The organism is Microcystis sp. M53602_WE12, from assembly GCF_030065455.1.
GTDB lineage: Bacteria > Cyanobacteriota > Cyanobacteriia > Cyanobacteriales > Microcystaceae > Microcystis > Microcystis aeruginosa.
This window is the reverse complement of record NZ_JASJFB010000765.1, coordinates 1-1832: the sequence shown is the minus strand read 5'-3', so window position 1 is coordinate 1832 and position 1832 is coordinate 1. Positions and strand designations below refer to the sequence as shown.

General features: G+C 45.9%; 4 protein-coding genes. 2 read left to right on the top strand and 2 right to left on the bottom strand.

All coding sequences use genetic code 11. From position 1 onward, the window contains the following. On the bottom strand, nucleotides 1-92 hold a 92-nt coding region (locus PX482_RS23605; RefSeq protein ID WP_190381045.1), incomplete at its 3' end, for a helix-turn-helix domain-containing protein. Between the two features lie 92 nt (nucleotides 93-184). On the opposite strand from PX482_RS23605, the gene dapF reads away from it, so the two are divergent. Beyond that, on the top strand, nucleotides 185-1030 hold the full coding sequence (gene dapF / locus PX482_RS23600; protein WP_002756688.1) for a diaminopimelate epimerase: 846 nt from the start codon (nucleotides 185-187) through the stop codon (nucleotides 1028-1030). A 58-nt stretch (nucleotides 1031-1088) separates the two neighbouring features. Here dapF and PX482_RS23595 read toward each other — a convergent pair whose 3' ends face one another. After that, nucleotides 1089-1301, bottom strand: coding sequence for a CAB/ELIP/HLIP family chlorophyll-binding protein (locus tag PX482_RS23595; RefSeq protein ID WP_002756687.1), 213 nt, complete (start codon nucleotides 1299-1301; stop codon nucleotides 1089-1091). A gap of 231 nt (nucleotides 1302-1532) precedes the next feature. Here PX482_RS23595 and PX482_RS23590 point away from each other — a divergent pair, with 231 nt between their 5' ends. Beyond that, the gene (locus PX482_RS23590; RefSeq protein ID WP_288026525.1) at nucleotides 1533-1691 is read left to right on the top strand and encodes a hypothetical protein; all 159 of its coding nucleotides are present in this window, start codon (nucleotides 1533-1535) and stop codon (nucleotides 1689-1691) included. The last annotated feature ends 141 nt before the right edge of the window (nucleotides 1692-1832 follow it).

Sequence of the window (1832 nt, the reverse complement as noted above, 5' to 3'; positions counted from 1 at the left end):
TTGTAAACCAATCTTACACAGCCCAATGTGCGCCGCAATAGCGACTCTTGTGTTGGTGTGGGGTAAAATCGAAACGAATAGGCTTTTTCCATGTCCTTTCACACTAGCATATATTTCGTAAATGTGCTAATATTTAACAGTAAAGCCGTCGTAGAACGACGGGGTTTCAGACCCAAAATTTTCGATGAAAATCCCCTTTACCAAATATCAAGGCCTGGGCAATGATTTTATTTTGATAGATAACCGTCACAGTCCCGAACCCCTGATCACAGCGGAAATGGCCGTGGCTATGTGCGATCGACATTTTGGCATCGGTGCCGATGGCGTGATTTTTGCGCTTCCCGGCCAAGCAGCAACCGACTACACCATGAGAATTTTCAACTCTGATGGTTCGGAACCAGAAATGTGTGGTAACGGTATTCGCTGTCTAGCCCAATTTATCGCCCGTTTAGAGGCTAACAACGCCATTGGCCGCACCTATCGCATTCATACTCTAGCAGGAACGATAATTCCCCGTTTAGAAGCCAATGAACAGGTAACGGTCGATATGGGACCGCCGCAACTCCTAGGCAGTGAAATCCCCACCACTTTGGTCAAGGGGTCAGAAAAAGTCCTCGCGGTTCCCCTAGAGGTGGAGGGCAAAGATTGGTTAGTTACTTGCGTTAGTATGGGTAATCCCCACTGTGTCACTTTTGTCGATGATCTGGCCTCTATTCCCCTAGAAACTATCGGGCCAAAATTTGAACATCATCCGGTTTTTCCCCAACGGACTAATGTGGAGTTCGTGGAGGTAATCGCACCGGATTATATGAAGATGCGTGTCTGGGAAAGAGGAGCGGGAATTACTCTCGCTTGCGGTACTGGTGCTTGTGCTGTGGTAGTGGCGGCCCTGTTAACGGCTAAATGCGATCGCCATTGTACCGTGGAACTGCCCGGTGGTTGTCTTCAGATTCACTGGTCCCAAACCGATAACCGGGTTTACATGACAGGTCCTGCTAAAGCTGTTTTTGAGGGCATTTATGGTATCTAAACCACCCCGTCTGGACGGGGACTGAACTCCCCGAACAACGCGACGGGATTGTTAATTCTTAGAGACTGGTAATCCAAGCAATAATTCCTTTACCGGTTAACAATTCAATGGCTAAAAGAGAGACAAAGCCAATCATGGCTAGTCTGCCATTCAATTTTTCAGCGTTTTTGGTAAAACCGAGACTGCTAGAACTATCAACGTACATTTTCGGTTCGACAGCAAAATTATTCAGTCTTCCTTGTTCTTCGGTGGTGTAGCCGCGGGCAGTCATGGGGAGGCTCCTTTTGGATGATTATGTTAAGAAGTGTAACACATTGTTAAGTTATGTTGCAAATTTTAACAAAAAATTTCTGGAGACTCAGAAAACCTCGATCGGGTATTCAGTCAACGGCAAGGTTCTGGGCTGTCAGGGTAGTGCTGTAGTTCTATCTCCTCTGGGTTTATTGAGGAAATTTTGCCTTTTCCTTGACAAATTACCCAAGTTGTGGTAACAAAGAGGTGTATGCTTGGCCACCATAGTCAAGGGAAAAACAAAAACTATCTTAAGGTCGCCAGAGATAAATTGCCACCAAAAGCGAACCCGATGTTAGGGAGTCAACTGACCTTGAGCGAAGATGTGCCGAATGGGTTAAGTGTGGGGAGAATAGGGAAAAACCACTAGGAGAATTACAGAGAATGATTGATCCTATAATAACGGGAAAATCCTCAGAGTGAGGAACTCGCATGAAACCAGCATCCCTGATTCAACTAACCGATAGTCTGAAAGCCCTTTATATCAAAACTGCCCAAAAGCTGAAAGGCA

Coding starts and splice junctions, on each gene's coding strand:
- PX482_RS23590 (WP_288026525.1), top strand. CDS start 1,533: ATGCTTGGCCACCATAGTCAAGGGAAAAACAAAAACTATCTTAAGGTC.
- PX482_RS23595 (WP_002756687.1), bottom strand. CDS start 1,301: ATGACTGCCCGCGGCTACACCACCGAAGAACAAGGAAGACTGAATAAT.
- dapF (WP_002756688.1), top strand. CDS start 185: ATGAAAATCCCCTTTACCAAATATCAAGGCCTGGGCAATGATTTTATT.